General features: G+C 68.7%; 14 protein-coding genes and 1 pseudogene. 8 read left to right on the top strand and 7 right to left on the bottom strand.

The genetic code is table 11. The annotated features are described in order from the left end of the window. Window positions 1–130: 130 nt before the first annotated feature. Window positions 131–1,477 carry an alkaline phosphatase family protein gene (locus K6T25_RS03545; RefSeq protein WP_222916546.1) on the top strand — a complete coding sequence of 449 codons (1,347 nt, stop codon included), beginning with the start codon at window positions 131–133 and terminating at the stop codon, window positions 1,475–1,477. An 18-nt stretch (window positions 1,478–1,495) separates the two neighbouring features. Here K6T25_RS03545 and K6T25_RS03550 read toward each other — a convergent pair whose 3' ends face one another. After that, entirely contained in the window at window positions 1,496–2,122 is a 627-nt protein-coding gene (locus K6T25_RS03550; protein WP_222916548.1) for an FAD-dependent oxidoreductase, read from the bottom strand. 294 nt (window positions 2,123–2,416) lie between these two features. Between K6T25_RS03550 and K6T25_RS03555 the strand changes: the two genes are divergently transcribed. After that, window positions 2,417–4,183, top strand: a complete 1,767-nt coding sequence (locus K6T25_RS03555) for a 2-oxoacid:acceptor oxidoreductase subunit alpha (RefSeq protein WP_222916550.1) — start codon at window positions 2,417–2,419, stop codon at window positions 4,181–4,183. Beyond that, on the top strand, window positions 4,180–5,046 hold the full coding sequence (locus K6T25_RS03560) for a 2-oxoacid:ferredoxin oxidoreductase subunit beta (RefSeq protein WP_222916552.1): 867 nt from the start codon (window positions 4,180–4,182) through the stop codon (window positions 5,044–5,046). Before K6T25_RS03555 ends, K6T25_RS03560 begins: the two co-directional genes overlap by 4 nt. Before the next feature lie 757 nt (window positions 5,047–5,803). Here the strand turns inward: K6T25_RS03560 and K6T25_RS03565 are convergent. Further along, entirely contained in the window at window positions 5,804–6,364 is a 561-nt protein-coding gene (locus K6T25_RS03565) for a helix-turn-helix domain-containing protein (protein ID WP_345778242.1), read from the bottom strand. A gap of 313 nt (window positions 6,365–6,677) precedes the next feature. Here K6T25_RS03565 and K6T25_RS03570 point away from each other — a divergent pair, with 313 nt between their 5' ends. Further along, window positions 6,678–6,857 carry a hypothetical protein gene (locus K6T25_RS03570; protein WP_222916554.1) on the top strand — a complete coding sequence of 60 codons (180 nt, stop codon included), beginning with the start codon at window positions 6,678–6,680 and terminating at the stop codon, window positions 6,855–6,857. Window positions 6,858–7,311: 454 nt separating this feature from the next. Here K6T25_RS03570 and K6T25_RS03575 read toward each other — a convergent pair. Then, window positions 7,312–7,977: pseudogene (locus tag K6T25_RS03575) on the bottom strand (polyprenyl synthetase family protein); the annotation flags it as partial. Between the two features lie 183 nt (window positions 7,978–8,160). Between K6T25_RS03575 and K6T25_RS03580 the strand changes: the two are divergent. Then, window positions 8,161–8,535 carry a CBS domain-containing protein gene (locus K6T25_RS03580; protein WP_222916557.1) on the top strand — a complete coding sequence of 125 codons (375 nt, stop codon included), beginning with the start codon at window positions 8,161–8,163 and terminating at the stop codon, window positions 8,533–8,535. Window positions 8,536–8,690: 155 nt separating this feature from the next. On the opposite strand, the gene K6T25_RS03585 is transcribed toward K6T25_RS03580, so the two are convergent. From K6T25_RS03585 to K6T25_RS03595, 3 genes are all read right to left on the bottom strand, one after another. Continuing rightward, complete coding sequence (locus tag K6T25_RS03585; protein WP_222916559.1) at window positions 8,691–9,644, bottom strand: electron transfer flavoprotein subunit alpha/FixB family protein; 954 nt, start codon at window positions 9,642–9,644, stop codon at window positions 8,691–8,693. Beyond that, window positions 9,641–10,432 carry an electron transfer flavoprotein subunit beta/FixA family protein gene (locus K6T25_RS03590; RefSeq protein ID WP_222916561.1) on the bottom strand — a complete coding sequence of 264 codons (792 nt, stop codon included), beginning with the start codon at window positions 10,430–10,432 and terminating at the stop codon, window positions 9,641–9,643. The genes K6T25_RS03585 and K6T25_RS03590 overlap by 4 nt, the downstream gene beginning before the upstream one ends. Before the next feature lie 88 nt (window positions 10,433–10,520). After that, window positions 10,521–11,831, bottom strand: coding sequence for a helix-turn-helix transcriptional regulator (locus tag K6T25_RS03595; protein ID WP_222916563.1), 1,311 nt, complete (start codon window positions 11,829–11,831; stop codon window positions 10,521–10,523). Between the two features lie 272 nt (window positions 11,832–12,103). On the opposite strand from K6T25_RS03595, the gene K6T25_RS03600 reads away from it, so the two are divergent. Further along, window positions 12,104–13,447, top strand: coding sequence for a DUF7094 domain-containing protein (locus tag K6T25_RS03600; protein WP_222916564.1), 1,344 nt, complete (start codon window positions 12,104–12,106; stop codon window positions 13,445–13,447). A gap of 75 nt (window positions 13,448–13,522) precedes the next feature. After that, window positions 13,523–14,077, top strand: coding sequence for a type IV pilin (locus tag K6T25_RS03605; protein WP_225917796.1), 555 nt, complete (start codon window positions 13,523–13,525; stop codon window positions 14,075–14,077). Window positions 14,078–14,101: 24 nt separating this feature from the next. Here K6T25_RS03605 and K6T25_RS03610 read toward each other — a convergent pair whose 3' ends face one another. Further along, window positions 14,102–14,767, bottom strand: coding sequence for a methyltransferase domain-containing protein (locus K6T25_RS03610; RefSeq protein ID WP_222916565.1), 666 nt, complete (start codon window positions 14,765–14,767; stop codon window positions 14,102–14,104). A gap of 120 nt (window positions 14,768–14,887) precedes the next feature. Here K6T25_RS03610 and K6T25_RS03615 point away from each other — a divergent pair, with 120 nt between their 5' ends. Continuing rightward, window positions 14,888–15,673, top strand: a complete 786-nt coding sequence (locus K6T25_RS03615; protein ID WP_222916566.1) for a creatininase family protein — start codon at window positions 14,888–14,890, stop codon at window positions 15,671–15,673. Window positions 15,674–15,695: the final 22 nt, after the last annotated feature.

Raw genomic sequence — 15,695 nt, forward strand, 5'->3', positions numbered from 1 at the left:
CCGACGGGCGGACGCCGCCCCCGACCACCCGTCACGCCACCCGATCGGCGACCGCTGCCGCCGTCGCGGACGGTCGACATCGGCCGGCAGAACCTGAATTACTTTACCCGCCCCCGAGGAAGGGATGTCCATGGGACTATTCGATCGGCTCCGCGGGGACGACGATCCCCGAGTCGCGTTCATCGGTATCGACGGGGTGCCGCACTCGCTGCTTGCGGATCATCCCGACCGGTTCCCGAACTTCGCCGCGCTCGCCGACGAGGGGACGGCCGCCGCCATCGACTCGATCGTTCCGCCGGAGTCGTCCGCCTGCTGGCCGGCGCTCACGACGGGCGTGAATCCGGGGGAGACGGGAGTGTACGGCTTCCAGGACCGAGAGATCGGGAGCTACGACACGTACGTTCCGATGGGCCGTGACGTGCAGGCGACGCGCATCTGGGACCGGATCGCCGACGACGGTCGCGACGCGACCGTCCTGAACGTCCCGGTGACGTTCCCGCCCCAGCGCAACGTCCAGCGGATGGTCTCCGGGTTCCTCTCGCCGGGCGTCGACAAGGCCGCCTACCCCGACGACCTGCGCGACTACCTGGACTCGATCGACTACCGCATCGACACGAACGCCAAGCTCGGGCACAACGAGGACAAATCGGAGTTCCTCGACGTCTCCCACGAGACCCTCGACAAGCGGTTCGAGGCGTTCAGCCACTACCTCGAGCAGGACGACTGGGACCTGTTCTTCGGCGTCTTCATGACGACCGACCGGGTGAACCACTTCCTGTTCGAGGACTACGCCCGCGACGGCGAGTACTACGAGGAGTTCATGGAGTTCTACGAGAAGGTCGACGACTACGTCGGCGAGATCCGCAACATGCTCCCCGAGGACGTGACGCTCGTCGTCGCCTCCGACCACGGGTTCACCGTCCAGGACTACGAGGTCGAGATCAACCAGTGGCTTCAAGACGAGGGGTGGCTCTCCTTCGAGGACGACGACCACGAGGAACTGAGCGACATCGACGACGACACGCGGGCGTACTCGCTCATCCCCGGCCGACTCTACATCAACCTCGAGGGGCGCGAACCTCGCGGGTCGGTGCCGGAGCAGGACTACGACGCCGTCCGGGACGAGCTGAAAGCCGAGATCGAGGCGCTCGAAGGCCCCGACGGCACGCCGGTGGCCAAGCGCGTCGTCGAGAAGGAGGAGGCGTTCCGCGGCGACCACGACGACATCGCGCCGGACCTGACGATCATCCCGAACCACGGGTTCGACCTGAAGGCGAAGTTCAAGCCGCACGACGACGGCGTTTTCTCGACTGGCCCGCGCAACGGGATGCACAGCTTCGAGAACGCGACCCTGTTCGTCGACGAGCCCGACGCGTCGATCGCCGACGCGGACCTGTTCGACATCGCGCCGACGATCCTCGAGCTGATGGACGTGGATCACGCCCGCGCCGACTTCGACGGCGCCAGTCTCGTCTAGCGCGGCCGTACGACCGCCTCACCCGAAGTTCTCGATCTTCGCGTCGCTGGCATATCCGGCCGCCTCCAGCGCCGCGGTCGCCTCGTCGACGAAGTCGGCGAAGCCGTAGACGAACACCTGCTCGCCGTCACGGTCCGTCACCGCCGCCGCGACCGCGTCGTCGACGGCGCCGTCGGTGACGACGACGCTCGCGCCTCGCTCGCGCAGGTCGTCGAGGCGCTCCGTGTGGGCCGGCTCGTCGTCGCGGTAGACGACGGCGGCCTCGTTGCCCGCCGCGAGCGTGGCCTCCGCGATGGCGACCGCGGGACCCACGCCGGGACCCCCCGCGAGAACGACCGCGCGCGCCTCCCCCTCGTAGTAGTCGTCGCCGAACGGGCCGGTCATCTCGACCTCGTCACCCTCGGACAGCGCCGCGAGGTGCGCGGAGAAGTCGCCGCCGTCGAGGCCGACGGTCGTCTCGTAGGTGTTGTCGGTGTCCGGCGAGGAGATCGTGTAAAACCGGGACTCCTCCTCGCCGTCGACGACGGCGGTGAGTCGCACGAACTGCCCGGGCTTCCCGTCGAATCCGGCGGGCGAGTCGAGCGTCACCGCGACCGTGTCGGGACCGACCTCCGTGACGGACCGCACCGCGACTGTGGCGTCCATGGAGGCGGTTCCCGCGCCGGGTACCCGAAGCTGTCGCTTCGCGGCGCCGATAGTCGTCGCTCGTCGAACTCCGCTCGTACGCCTGTCGTCACGGACCCACGCGGCGACGCCGGTCGGTGCAATTCCTGCCGTGAGGGAGACAGAACCGATCGATCGTCGGTCGAGTGGCCGAGAGACGGTCGTTCGATTCAACGTTTATATAATTATACACCGTTTCGGAAATCAAAACGCCAAAAATTCGCACTCACCCCATTCAGAAGGCTTTTCCACCGACCGTGGGAAGGAGTTACCAGTATGCCAGCGGACTTCAACTGGGCCATCGGCGGAGAGGCCGGCGATGGCATCGACTCCACCGGGAAGGTCTTCGCGCAGGCGCTCTCCCGTGCGGGTCGACACGTCTTCACGTCGAAGGACTTCGCCTCCCGGATCCGGGGCGGCTACACCGCGTACAAGGTACGTACGTCAACCGAGAAGGTCCGGTCGGTCGTGGATCGACTGGACGTCCTCGTCGCGCTCACGCCCCGAACGATCGAGGAGAACCTCGACGAGCTCCACGAGGGCTCGGTCATCATCTACGACGGCGAGCGGACCACGATGGCCGACGTCGAGATCCCCGAGGGGATGGTCGGACTCGACGTCCCGCTCAAGCGTCTCGCGGAGGACGCCGGCGGCGCCGTCATGCGCAACGTCGTCGCGCTGGGCGCCGCCTGTGAGGCGACGAGCTTCGACATCGAGCACCTCGACTCCTCGCTGAAGAAGCACTTCGGCGACAAGGGACAGTCCATCGTCGACAACAACAAGCAGGCGGCCCGGCTCGGTCAGGAGCACGTCCGGGACAACTACCCCGACGCCGACCTCGACTACGACCTGGATACGACCGACAACGACTACATCCTGCTCAACGGCGACGAGGCGATCGGCATGGGCGCCATCGCGGCCGGCTGTAAGTACTACGCGGGGTACCCGATCACGCCCGCGACGGACGTGATGACGTACCTGAAGGGCCGCATCGAGCACTTCGGCGGCCACGTCGTCCAGGCGGAAGACGAGCTCGCGGCGATCAACCTCGCGCTCGGCGCCGCGCGCGCCGGCGCCCGCTCGATGACCGCCACCTCCGGCCCCGGCATCGACCTGATGGCCGAGACGTTCGGCCTGGTGGCGACCTCCGAGACGCCGCTCGTCGTCGTCGACGTGATGCGCTCGGGTCCCTCCACGGGGATGCCGACCAAGCAGGAGCAGGGCGACCTCAACATGATGCTGTACGGCGGGCACGGCGAGATCCCGCGGTTCGTCCTCGCGCCCACCACCGTCAACGAGTGCTTCTGGAAGACCGTCGAGGCGTTCAACCTCGCCGAGAAGTACCAGACACCGGTGTACCTCGCGGCCGACCTCGCGATGGCGGTCACCGAGCAGACGTTCGAGCCGGACGCGTTCGACATGGACGCCGTCGAGATCGACCGCGGCAAGGTCGTCGACGAGGAGTCCATCGCCGACCACCAGACCGAGTCGGGCGGGTTCAAGCCCCACGAGATCACCGAGGACGGCGTCTCCCCGCGCGCGATACCCGGAACCGAGGGCGGCGCCCACATGTCCACCGGGCTGGAACACGACGAGCAGGGCCGCCGGACCGAGGACACCGAGATGCGCGTCGAGCAGGTCGACAAGCGCAACCGGAAGATCGAGACCGCCCGCGAGCGCGAGGACCTCTCCCCGCGCGAGTTCGGCGACCCGGACTCCGACAACCTCGTCGTCACGTGGGGGTCCAACGAGGGAACCCTCGTGGAGGCGCTCGAGTTCCTCGAGGAGGCGGACATCGACGTACGGATCCTCTCGGTGCCGTACCTGTTCCCGCGGCCGGACCTCACGGAGGAGTTCGAGGCGGCCGACGAGGTCGTCGTCGTCGAGTGTAACGCGACGGGGCAGTTCGCGGACGTCGTCGAGCACGACACGCTCCAGCGCGTGAAGCGGGTCAACAAGTACAACGGCGTGCAATTCAAGGCGGACGAGCTCGCAGAAGACATCAAGGAGACCCTGGCGGCGAGCCAGGAGGTGGAAGCATGAGTTCCCAGGTAAGGTTCACCGACTTCAAATCCGACAAGCAGCCCACGTGGTGTCCCGGGTGCGGCGACTTCGGGACGATGAACGGCATGATGAAGGCGCTCGCGGAGACGGGCAACGACCCCGACAACACGTTCGTCGTCGCCGGCATCGGCTGTTCGGGCAAGATCGGCACGTACATGCACAGCTACGCCATCCACGGCGTCCACGGCCGCGCGCTTCCGGTCGGCGCGGGCGTGAAGATGGCCAACCCCGACCTGGAAGTGATGGTCGCGGGCGGCGACGGCGACGGCTACTCCATCGGCGCGGGGCACTTCGTCCACGCCGTCCGCCGCAACGTCGACATGAGCTACATCGTGATGGACAACCGCATCTACGGGCTGACGAAGGGGCAGGCCTCCCCGACCAGCCGGGAGGACTTCGAAACCTCCACGACGCCGGACGGGCCCCAGCAGCCCCCCGTCAACCCGCTCGCGCTCGCGCTCGCCTCGGGCGCGACGTTCATCGCGCAGTCGTTCTCCAGCGACGCCCTGCGTCACCAGGAGATCGTCCAGCAGGCCATCGAGCACGACGGCTTCGGCTTCGTGAACGTGTTCTCGCCGTGCGTGACGTTCAACGACGTGGACACGTACGACTACTTCCGCGACTCGCTGGTCGACCTCGCCGAGACGGACTACGACCCGACCGACCGCGACGCGGCCAAGGAGAAGGTCCTCGACGCCGACAAGGAGTACATGGGCGTGCTCTATCAGGACGAGGACAGTCAGTCGTACGAGCAGACCCACGGCCTCGACTCCGACATGAGCGAGATCGACCACGAGGGCGCGCCCGAGGACGCGACGGACCTCGTGAGAGAGTTCTACTAACGGACCGCCGTTCACGGGGCCTTGCGCCTCCGAACGACTCGCTTCGCTCGTCTCCCGTGATCTCGTTCGTGCGTCGAGAGGGCTTCGCTCTCTCGCCGGTACCGGACGCCGGAGGGGTCCGGTCGGCAGTCGGGGCCGCCGGCGTATCCGCGAGGTGTTGGACGGCGAGTACGGCAGCTCGGTGCGGGAGGCCTCCGGATCGACCAACAGGCGCGAGGTCGGGAGCCCGGTCACAACTGATCCCCCGCTTCGTCACTCCGTCCAGTACCCCGGAACCCGGCGGTTCCCGTGCGGCCCGCAGCTCGATAGCGGGATCCGAGGGACGGCTGTCGGATCCACGCAACTGGCATACGATCGTTCATTGCGTGCCAAGCGACAAGGCGATCCCCCGGGCCCCCACTTCCGATCACAGGAGCTCTCCGAACGGATTCACCGGTGTGAGGGAACGCAACGAACACGGACCGATCGGGGTACGCGAACCACATTCCAACGCGACGATATCCGTGATGGATGCTCCGATCGCGACGTGTGTGCTCAAACGCGTCGAGCCCGGGGCCGACGTCGAGGCGCGTTGAAGCGTGTCGGCCAACGCGGCAACGCGTGGCGCGCGACGGAAGCACGGTGCGTGGAGGCCGACAGGTGCGAGTCGAAGGCGAACAACAACCGCGGAACGGGGCGCAGGTCTGCTACGGGTCGTCCTCGAGACGTCGATTCAACGGATCCGGCGGCTGGGTCGGGGGTCGGGTCCGGCCCGTCGTCAGGCGGCCTCGGCTTCAACCAACAGCGTGTTCGACACCAGCGCGGAGATCCCACGGCGGAGCCGCTCGGTGACAGCCTGATCCGAGATATCGAACGCGTCCGCAAGCTCCTGTGTCGATACGTCACGCGGCAGCGAGTAGTATCCCGATTCGACCGCGTACGTGAGCGTTTCACGCTGCTGTGGCGTCAGTCCGTACCACGGGCCAGCATCGGGTCTCGTCGGATTGTAGATGTGCTTGATCGACACCTGAATGTCTCGTTCGATGTAGTACTCTTGAAACGCCGAGAGCGCCTCGTGGGTCGGAAACCTGAGTTCAAAGCTCCACACCTCGGCCGTGCCGGTCGCGCTCAACATGGCCCCTCCCAGATCGAGGATCGCCTGCAACAGCGTCCCCTCAGACGGCTCCCAATCCAGCGCGTACAGCATCTCCCCGTCGTGTGAGTTGACGAGTTCGAGTTTTTCGACCGACGGGTGCGCTCGAGTCGCACGTTCGAACTCATCCCGAGCCCCGTTGTGAATGCGAACGAACGGTATCGCTTTCCCTCCCAATGGCACCATCGTCTCCACCGTGAGCTCTGTTACCCCTTCTACGTGGAGGATCTGCCCCAACTCGAACCCGTCAGCCGGAACAGTCAGATCGACGATAACAGCCATCGGTACCTTTCTATTCAGACGTAACCCGAATAAAACCCTAGTAGGGATACTATACCGAACGAAGTCGAACATGGTGTATCATGCTATTCGGTGCTACTTTCCCTCCAGCGGACATATCAGAATATGTAGAAACTCACGACTGTGGGCGACCGACCGTGTGTGCGATCCGATCGCACGCTACGTCGCCGTTGTTCCACAGGCGGAGTGTGGTTCCCATATGACAGCCAACTTCACAGCCGACGACAAAGTATCAAGTATAGAGGAGTTCGAGGCGGCGCTCGACGAGGTAATGCTCACCGCCCTCGAGAGCGGTATCGATCTGCGGGGAACGTGGGAGTACCGCACCGACGAGGAGGCGTCCGACGTGGAGGTCATGATCGTCGAACTCGCCGCGTGATACTCGAGCCCTCGCCTGAAAGCGAACGTTGAGGTGTACTCCGTGGTGGGCCATCCGGATTTGGGTTCGTACACCGGCGGTGCCTAACACACGTTGATATCCCGGACGGAGTGAACAGGTACGGAAACCCCCACCACACCCCCAGGTAGTGCCGCTCGTCTCTCGGTGCAGGCGCTCGGACGGCCCGAGCTCGTACTCCGGGCGGATAGCATCGAGGAGCCGGGGACGGCTCTTCGACGGCCGACGAAACCCCGGGAACGTTGGGACCGATCGCGGGCTACCGTTCCCGCACGACCACGAACTCCGCCAGATCGCGGAGGTAGCCTCGGGCGTCGGACTCCCCGATCCCGGCGGTCTCCAGCGCCTCCAGCGCGGCGTCGGCCTGGTCCCGGGCGCGCTGGTCGGCCTCCTCGGGCGTGAGATCGGTTACCTGCAGGAGCGACGGGCGGTCGACGGCCTCGTCGACGCCGGTCGGCTTGCCGAGATCGTCGGCGTCGGCGGTCGCGTCGAGCACGTCGTCGCGGATCTGGAAGGCGACGCCGACGCGCTCGGCGTAGTCGCCGAACGCCTCGATCGTGAACCCGTCGGCGCCGGCCGCGACGGCGCCGAGCTCGGCGGCGGCGCGGAACAGCGCACCCGTCTTGCGGCGGGCGAGCGTCATGTACTCCTCTTCGTTGGTCGGCTTCGCGACCAACTCGGTGGCCTCGCCCTCGCCCAACTCGACCATCGCCTCGGCGACGACCTGCATCGCCTGCTCGTCCGCCGAGAACAGGGCGAACGCCTCGCCGAGCATGCCGTCCGAGCCGACGATCGCGGCGCCGTAGCCGAACTCCGCCCACGCGGAGGGGGTGCCGCGGCGCACGTCCGAGCGGTCGATGATGTCGTCGACGACCAGCGAGGCGTTGTGGACGAGTTCCACGCCGACCGCGAAGTCGACGGCGTCCTCGGGGGCGCCGCCGGCGGCCTCGCACGCGAGGAGCGTCACGGTGGGGCGGACCCGCTTGCCGCCCGCCAGCACGACGTGTTCGATCTCCTCGGAGAGCTGCGGCGGGTCGACCGCCCCCGTCACCTCGGCGAGGCGCTCGTTCGCCATCGCGACCCGACGCTCCAGATACTCCATTGACGCGTGTTCGGGCCCGGGCGGAAAAGAGGGTACCGGATGGCGGTTGCCGTCACGACCCGGAGTCGCCACTGAACCGTCCGGGTCGTCCGGAGCATCCGGGCCGTCCGGCCGTGGCGAGTCCCCTCCTCGATGGTCCGTGGAGGGGAAACACCCATACCTCCCGTTTCCGTTCGTATCGGTATGAGTTCCAACGGGAGAACGACCGTCAGAGAGGTAATGTCGTCGCCGCTGGAGACGATCGGGAGCGACGCGACGGTACGGGAGGCGGCCCGGAAGATGCGGGAGAAAGAGGTCAGCGCGCTGGTCGTTTTGACCTCCCCGCGGGCGATCGTCAGCAGCACCGACGTGATCGAGGCCGTCGCCGACGGCCGGAACGTCGCCGAGCTGCAGGTGGCGGACGTGATGACGACCGACGTCGAGACCGTCACCCCCGACCTCTACATGGAGGAGGTCGCCGAGATGATGACGACGTACGGCATCAAACACCTCCCCGTCGTCGACGACGACTACGTCGGGATGGTCTCCTCGACCGACGTCACCGCCTCCCGCTCCTGATCGCACGGCGAGCGGCGGACCGCAAACGGGGCGGATACCGCGTCCCGAGCGAGGCGGCTATCGTGGCCGAGCGGAGCAGGAGGCCGATAGCGCCAGCTCCGGGCGTGAGCGACGTGACCGCCGAGAACGGACGCGAGGAGGCAGCGATCGGGGAGCTACTCGAACTGGTCGATCAGCGCGGGCACCACGTCGAACAGGTCGCCGACGATCCCGTAGTCGGCGATGTCGAAGATCGGGGCGTTCGGGTCGGTGTTGATCGCGATGATCGTCTCGGCGCCCTTCATCCCGGCGACGTGCTGGACGGCTCCGGAGATTCCGATCGCGAGATACACGTCCGGCGTCACCTGCTTGCCCGACTGGCCGACCTGGCGGTTCTTCGGGAGCCAGCCGCTGTCGACGATGGGTCGCGAGGAGGACATCGTCGCGCCGGTGACCTCGGCGAGCTCCTCGATGAGTTCGAGGTTCTCCTCCTCCTCGATGCCGCGACCGATCGAGACGAGGAACTCCGCGTCGGCGATGTCCACGTCGCCGGCGCCGACCTCCTGGAAGCCCTGAACGCGGGCGCCGGACGCCGACTCGTCGAAGTCGTACTCGAACGCATCGACGGGCACGTCGGCGGTCTCCTCGACGGCGGGCCACTCGCCGCCGCGCACGGTGACGGCGACGGGCTCCTCGCTCACCTCGAGGGTCGTCTCGACCTTCGAGCCGTACATCTCGCGGGTCGCCTCCAGCCCGTCGTCGTACGCGAGGTCGACCGCGTCGGCGACCAGCGGCACGTCGAGGCGGTTCGCCACCGCCGGCGCGTAGTCGAGCCCGTTGACCGAGTTCGGCATGAGCACGGCCGTCGGACCGAGTTCCTCGAACAGCGCGACGGTCGCGCCGGCGTACAGGTCGTGGTTGAACTCCTCGCCCGCCTCGACCGTGTGGATCGCGTCGACGCCCGCAAGCGAGAGCCGGTCGGCGAACTCGTCCACGTCGCCGGCGATCACCGCGAGGTGGAGCTCCCCGCCGAGGTCGTCGGCCAGTTCGCGCCCGGCGCGGACCAGCTCGAAGCTCACGTCGCGCACGGCGCCGCGGCGGTGGTCGGCGACCGCGAGCACGTCGCTCATTCCGAGACCACCCCCTTCTCTCGGAGCACGGCAGCCAACTCCGCGGCCTGCTCGTCTGCCGCCCCGTCGAAGTACGTCGCGTCCGACTCCGTCTCCGGCTCGTACATCCCGGTGCGCGAGATGGGCGAGGCGACCGCGTCGGCGTCGAGCCCTAAGTCGGCGAGCCCGAACTCGGCTATCTCCTTGCTCTGTGCCTGGCGGATACCGCGGAGGCTGGCGTACCGCGGCTCGTTCAGCCCCGTCTGGATGGTGAGGACCGCGGGAAGGTCCACGTCGGTCAGTTCCTCGATGCCGCCCTCCAGCTCGCGGTGGACGTGGGCCAGCGAGAGATCGTCCTCGGTCTCCAGGTGGTTGACGACCGCCGCCCAGTCGAAGCCGATCTCGTCGGCCAGCGAGACGCCGGTGGCGCCGAAGCCGTCGTCGGCCGCCTGCACGCCCGAGAGCACGAGGTCGGGCTCCTCCTCCTCGACGACGGCCGCGAACAGGCGCGTCTTGGCCGCCACATCGAGGTCGGCGGCGGCGACGTCGTCGTCCCACACGCGGATCGCGCGGTCGACGCCCTTCGCGAGCGCCATCCGGATCGTCTCCTCGGAGCGCTCGGGACCGATCGTCGCGGAGACGACCTCCACGTCGTCGTACGTCTCAGAGAGCTGGACGGCCGCCTCGACGGCGTAGTCGTCCCACTCGTTGAGGTCGTATTCGAGGAACTGCTCCCCGATGTCTGTCCCCTCGATCTCGAAGTCGTCGGCCGCTTCCGCGACCTCCTTGACCGTGACGAGGATCTTCATCGCGCAAGCGTTGCCACGGTCGGAGGTAAACAGTTTCGGAACCGTCGGCAACGGGTGACGCCTCGGTTCCGAGCGGCGGGTCCGCCCGCTACGGCTCGCTATCCCGTCCGGCGTTGCCGCCGGCCGTATCGGAGCCCGCCTCGTCGTCGGCCGCGTCGCCGTCGGCCAGCGAGATGAGGTTCTCGCGGCCGAGCCGCAGTTTCTCGACGCGTCCGTGGTCCGCCATCGCCGACAGCAGTTGCGACACCTTCGCGTCGGACCACCCGGTCTCCTCGACGATGCTTCCCTGTCGCATCCGGCCGTCGTGACGCTCGAGGAGGCGCTCGACGCGCTCCTCGTCCGAGAGCAGTTCCAGGTCTTCCTCGGGCTCGGAAGCGGTGTCCGCCGCCGCGACCGCGTCGGCCGCGGCGGCGGTGCCGGCGGCATCGCTCGCCGACCCACCGTTGGCTCCGGTTCGATCGGACGTCGTCGCTGTCGGTGTGCCGTCGCGTGCATCGCCGTCGTGGCCACCGCGGGCAGCCGATTCCGCATCCGAGTCGCCGGCCCCGGCCCCGTCGGTCCCCGAGTCGGCACCGCCGCCGCGGCGGTATACCAACACCGCGACGACGAACAGCAGCACGACGCCGGCGCCGGCGATCAGTTCGAGCAGGTACGACGAGTCGGGGGGCGGCGAGTCGCCGGGCTCGTATCGGACCGTGATGTCGCCGGCCTCGAACTCCTGTGGGCCCGCGGCGACGATCCGGCGGTCGCTGATCGAGTAGTCGAACCCCTGCGACACGTCGCTCACCTCGTAGTCAGCGGGCGGCTCGATGACGAGTCGCTGGGTGTCCGACAGCGATCCGAACCACGTTCCGTTGTTCGGGGCCCTGAACGCGTCGCCGAGCGCGAGAACGCCGTCGTCACCCGGCTCGAGGAACCCCGTCCAGGTGAACCGAAGCCGGAGGACGCCCGAGCCGTTCGTCAGCGTCGCCGTGCGGTTCACCCGCCCGATCGACATCTCGCGTCCGGTCGCGTTCGAGGCGGCGGCCGCGGCGTTTCTGAACGGCTCGGCCGTCGGTCCGCCGTCCGCGTCGCCCGCCTCGTACGAGCGGGCGTACTCTCGGAAGGCGTCGCGGGCGGCGGCGTCCTCGAGCTGGATCCGCGTTTCGACGGTCCACCGTGCGGAGCCGTCCTCGCGGAGAGAGACGGTGAAGTTCGTCCGCGGCGTGCCGACCGACGACGCGACCTGCTGGGACACACCGCCTGACGGGGACCCGATCGCCCGCGGAGCGGTGTCGACCGCGCCGGTCGACGGACCCGCGGTGGCGAGTGCGGCGGCGGGCTGTACGGCCGCCGCCGTCGCGCCCGTGGCGACTGAGACGAGAACGACGAGCGCGGCGAGGAGGGCGACGTACCGCATGCTGTGTATGCGACTCTTGGCGTTTCGGCAAAACCCTTTCCATCGGGGGTCGCGATCGCGGCGCGGCACCGACTTCCGGAGCCCGTCCGTGTGTCCGCCGCCGGCCTCCGCGATCCGTCGGGGGGTCCGCCTTCGACCCGTCCAGTCCGCCGGTCCGACGACGGCCGGTCCGCCGGTCCGACGACGGGAGGTCCGCGCGCTCGGCGGCCACCGACACGCGTCTCCCTCCGTGTGGACCGGTTTTTTATCCGATGACTCAGTACTCACCTCCCATGCGAGCTCTCCCCGTCCTCGTTGCAGTCCTCCTCGTGGCCACCGCCGTCGGCGGCGCGCTCGCGGTCCCCGATCGGAATGAACCGACGGTCGGGGCAGGCAGCGGCCCCTCCACGCCGGCGGCGATCGGTCCGACCGCAGCCCACGACTCGGCCTCCGCGACCACCGTGGCCACGGTCAACGAGACCACGCCGATCCGTGTCCTCTCGCCGGAGGAGAACGTGAGCGTCGCCTCCGGTATCGACGTGGTGACCGTCGACGCCGGCACGGCGACCGGCTTCGGCGCGAGAGCGTCCGCCACACGCATCGAAACGATCGCGCTCCGCGAGCGCATCACGAACGCGAGCACCAGCGACGAGCGTCAGATCCGGATCCTCGACGGGCTGAACGAGGTCGACAAGGACGTCATCACGCTCCACAGCCGGCACCGCGAGGCGGTCGCCGCCTACCACGCGGGCGACATCTCCGCGAAGGAGTTCCTCGTCGAACTGGCGCGGATCCGCGCGAGCGCGGCGGTGCTCGAGGAGCGAGTCCTCATGCTCGAGCGGCTCGCCGAGGAGACGGAGGAGTTCACGCTGGACGACGGCCGTGTGTACCCCGTGGTGTACGACCTCCGCACGTTCGACGGGCCGGTCAGATCGCGGGCCGCCGCCGCGCTCGACGGCGACGCCGGGGCGTCGACGCGGGTGTACGTCGCGACGACGGAGTCGGGGATCGTCCTCTCGACGGTCGCGGACGGCCAGTTCGTCCGCGAGGCGTTCCGCGGCGACCTCCGCGAGCGCGACGGCACGACCATCGACGAGGAGACCGCCCAGAACGTCACGGCACGGAGCTACCCCGAAGTGTGGGCCGCCACCGGCGGATCGGTCGCGGGACAGGGCTCGGGCGGAACGTTCCTGTTCGACCTCACGTACCCGAACGGGACGCTGACCGCGTTCATCGACGGCGGGACCGAGCGCGTGTTCATGGAACATCAGCGCGTCGACCTCGACGCCGTCTCCGTGGGCGAGGCCACCACGAGGACGCTCGATCTCACCCTGACGGTGAACCGAACGTTCCCCGGCGGCCCGCTGCGCGTCGTCGTCACCGACCCGCGGACGGGCGACCCCGTCGACGCGGTCGTGAAGATCGGCCGCGAGGGCGGCGAGAGCGTGGACATCGGGACGACGGGGGACGACGGCACCCTCTGGACCGTCTCTCCGCGCGGCGGGTTCGTCGTCACCGTCGTCGAGGTCGACTCGACGGAGGTCTCCACGGTCAGCGTCACGCCGACGGATCCGGTGACCGTCGAGGAGGCGTTCACCTCCGCGGACGGGACCGGCTCACCGAACGCCAGCGAGTGAGATCCGACGCCGGACGGCTCGGTCCTCCCCGCGGCGAGCGTTTATCACCGATGACGGGACCACCTCCCGTCGTCGATGGGGCGAGACACGTCGAGGAGTCCGACCGCACACCGGCCGGTAAGCGGTCGTGAGCAACGAGCGGTCGCCGGTCCGGTCGGCATCGCCCTGTTGGTGCTCGCGACGGTCGCGCTCTCCGCGGCGGTCGGAGCGGCGACGCTGTCGGCGACGGGCGTGACGCACTCCGAGAGCGGGGCACAGTCGGTCGCATCGGGACAGCGTTCGGGACCGACCGCGGCCGTCGTCGACCTCGTCGTCACGGACGGGACGATCACCCTCACGCACCGCGGCGGCGACACGCTCGACGTTCGCCGACTGCGCGTCGTGATCCGCGTCGACGGGTCGCGCCTCCGCCATCAGCCGCCGGTCCCGTTCTTCGCCGCACGGGGGTTCGACAGCGGACCGACGGGACCGTTCAACCTCGCGAGCGACCACGCGTGGTCGGCCGGCGAGTCGACGAGCGTGACGCCCGCCGGAACGAACCATCCGGAGCTCCGACCGGGGTCCAGGGTCGAGGTGTCGCTGTTCGTCGGCTCGCAGCGACTGGCTGCACCGAGCGCGGTCGCCGGGTGACGGTGGGGAGGACGCTCCGTCGCGTCAGTCGTCGCCCGGCTCGCGGTCCGCGTCGTCGACCGACCCGTCCGATTCGGGCACCGTCGCGACGCTCGTGATCGCCCGCGGCGAGCCGCGGTGACGCTGCTGGATGAAGTGGCGCGTCTCCTCGAAGCCCGCCTCGCGGAACATCTCCTCGGCCTCCTCGGCGTCGTAGAACAGCATGATCGCGTCCGCGAGCTTCTGGAACACGCGGAGCTTCGGGTAGTCCGGCCCGACGACGAGCACGGTGCCGCCGGGCTTGACGACGCGCCGGAACTCCCGGAGCGCGGCGACGGGGTCGGGCCAGTACTCGATGGAGCCCGACGACCAGAGCTTGTCGAAGGAGTCGTCCGTGAACGGGAGCCGCTCGGCGTCGCCCATGTGGAATCGGACCTTGCCGTGCTTGCCGAACTTGCGGAACGCCTGCTCGAACTGGCCACGCGACTGGTCGAGCGCGTACACCTCGTCGACGTGGTTGAGCAGCCCCTCGGTTGCGAAGCCGGTGCCGGCCCCCACGTCGAGCACGCGGTCGTCGCGGTCGGCGTCGAACCACTCCAGCGCCTGGTTTCGCATCCGGTCGTCCCAGATGTAGGGGTTGATCGTGTCGTAGACGCGCGAGAAGTACCGGTAAAACAGCCGCGCGTTGTCCTTGTCCTCGAGGATACCCATTGCACTCACGTTGGGGAGGGCCGGTCATAACCCCCACGGAACCCCGGTCGCCCCTTCCGCAGGCGACTCCGCGGCGTCGGCATAGCCGACTACAAGTCCACCCGGGACGGACCGGCCCGCATGAACCTCTCGGAGGCGACGTGGACGGAGGTCCGCGACGCCGATATCGACGCCGCGCTGCTCCCCGTCGGGAGCACCGAACAGCACGGCCCGCACGCACCCCTGGGGACCGACGCGATGACGGCCGAAGCCGTCGCCGAGGCAGCCGTCGAGCAGTGGGGCGACGGCGACGCGAGCGATGTGGACGCCGACGCACGCGATACCGACGACTCCGTCGCCGCTGGCGACCTCCTCGTGGCGCCGCCCGTCCACGTCGGCGTCGCCGAGGAGCACCGCGCGTTCGACGGCACGCTGTGGGTGTCGCCGGACACGTTCCGCGCGTACGTTCGCGAGACCGTCGAGAGTCTCGCACACCACGGCATCGACCGCGTCGTCCTCGTCAACGGCCACGGCGGCAACGTCGAGGCGCTCGCTGAGGTCGCCCGGCGCGTCTCGCGCGACGACCGGATCGACGCGTACGCGGTCTCGTTCACCTGGTTCGAGGCGGTCGGCGAGCACGCGAGCAGGATGGGTCACGGCGGCCCGCTGGAGACCGCAATGGTGCGCCACGTCGCGCCCGACCTCGTCCGCGAGGACCGCATCGAGGAGGGTCGCGACGGCGGGAGCCCGCGCTGGGGAGAGTGGGTTCGCGGGGTGAACCTCGCGCACGACAGCGACGAGTTCACCGGGAACGGCGTCGTCGGCGACCCCACCGAGGGGACCGCCGAACTCGGGGGAGCGCTGCTCGACCGGGCGAGCGAGGCGCTGCGTGACGTGGCTCGCGCGGTCGTCGAGCGCGAGCGGTGAGGCCGCCGCCGAACGCGAACGG

It is taken from the genome of Halobaculum rubrum (assembly GCF_019880225.1).
In the GTDB taxonomy this organism is placed as follows: Archaea; Halobacteriota; Halobacteria; order Halobacteriales; family Haloferacaceae; genus Halobaculum; species Halobaculum rubrum.

Bases quoted from the DNA above. Each gene is read 5' to 3' on its own strand.
- K6T25_RS03565 (WP_345778242.1), bottom strand. From the start codon at position 6,364: ATGGTGCCATTGGGAGGGAAAGCGATACCGTTCGTTCGCATTCACAAC.
- K6T25_RS03585 (WP_222916559.1), bottom strand. From the start codon at position 9,644: ATGAGCGACGTGCTCGCGGTCGCCGACCACCGCCGCGGCGCCGTGCGC.
- K6T25_RS03610 (WP_222916565.1), bottom strand. From the start codon at position 14,767: ATGGGTATCCTCGAGGACAAGGACAACGCGCGGCTGTTTTACCGGTAC.
- K6T25_RS03550 (WP_222916548.1), bottom strand. From the start codon at position 2,122: ATGGACGCCACAGTCGCGGTGCGGTCCGTCACGGAGGTCGGTCCCGAC.
- K6T25_RS03545 (WP_222916546.1), top strand. From the start codon at position 131: ATGGGACTATTCGATCGGCTCCGCGGGGACGACGATCCCCGAGTCGCG.
- K6T25_RS03605 (WP_225917796.1), top strand. From the start codon at position 13,523: ATGGGGCGAGACACGTCGAGGAGTCCGACCGCACACCGGCCGGTAAGC.
- K6T25_RS03615 (WP_222916566.1), top strand. From the start codon at position 14,888: ATGAACCTCTCGGAGGCGACGTGGACGGAGGTCCGCGACGCCGATATC.
- K6T25_RS03580 (WP_222916557.1), top strand. From the start codon at position 8,161: ATGAGTTCCAACGGGAGAACGACCGTCAGAGAGGTAATGTCGTCGCCG.
- K6T25_RS03595 (WP_222916563.1), bottom strand. From the start codon at position 11,831: ATGCGGTACGTCGCCCTCCTCGCCGCGCTCGTCGTTCTCGTCTCAGTC.
- K6T25_RS03590 (WP_222916561.1), bottom strand. From the start codon at position 10,432: ATGAAGATCCTCGTCACGGTCAAGGAGGTCGCGGAAGCGGCCGACGAC.
- K6T25_RS03555 (WP_222916550.1), top strand. From the start codon at position 2,417: ATGCCAGCGGACTTCAACTGGGCCATCGGCGGAGAGGCCGGCGATGGC.
- K6T25_RS03570 (WP_222916554.1), top strand. From the start codon at position 6,678: ATGACAGCCAACTTCACAGCCGACGACAAAGTATCAAGTATAGAGGAG.
- K6T25_RS03600 (WP_222916564.1), top strand. From the start codon at position 12,104: ATGCGAGCTCTCCCCGTCCTCGTTGCAGTCCTCCTCGTGGCCACCGCC.
- K6T25_RS03560 (WP_222916552.1), top strand. From the start codon at position 4,180: ATGAGTTCCCAGGTAAGGTTCACCGACTTCAAATCCGACAAGCAGCCC.